The 547-nt window shown below is 66.9% G+C and carries 2 pseudogenes; both read left to right on the plus strand.

The window, feature by feature from the left end:
* A pseudogene (locus tag ACFQVC_RS42490) lies at positions 1–374 on the plus strand (2-oxoacid:acceptor oxidoreductase subunit alpha); the annotation flags it as partial.
* A pseudogene (locus ACFQVC_RS42495) lies at positions 367–547 on the plus strand (2-oxoacid:ferredoxin oxidoreductase subunit beta); the annotation flags it as partial. The pseudogenes ACFQVC_RS42490 and ACFQVC_RS42495, both read left to right, overlap by 8 nt.

Raw genomic sequence — 547 nt, forward strand, 5'->3', positions numbered from 1 at the left:
CCCGGCAGGCCAAGGTCGACGGCATCGAGGTCCCGGATGTGGAGGTCGACGACCCCACCGGTGAGGCCGAGTTGCTGGTCCTGGGCTGGGGCTCGACCTACGGCCCCATCACCGCCGCCGTCCGCCGTCTGCGTAACGCGGGAGAGACCGTCGCGCAGGCCCATCTGCGCCATCTCAACCCCCTTCCGCGGAATCTGGGCGAGGTGCTGGCGCGTTACGACAAGGTGGTGGTGCCCGAGATGAACCTCGGCCAGCTCGCCACCCTGCTCCGGGCGAAGTACCTGGTAGACGCCCAGAGTTACAACCAGGTCAATGGCATGCCGTTCAAGGCCGAGCAGCTCGCCACGGCTCTCAAGGAGGCCCTCGATGGCTGAGACGATTACGGAAGGCACCGGCTCCATCGAAGCGCTTTCGCTGGTGCCCAAGGCCGAGGCCGAGCAGTCCATGAAGGACTTCAAGTCCGATCAGGAAGTGCGCTGGTGCCCCGGCTGCGGTGACTACGCGATCCTGGCCGCCGTGCAGGGCTTCATGCCCGAACTCGGCCTGG

Source organism: Streptomyces monticola, from assembly GCF_042665355.1.
GTDB lineage: Bacteria > Actinomycetota > Actinomycetes > Streptomycetales > Streptomycetaceae > Streptomyces > Streptomyces monticola.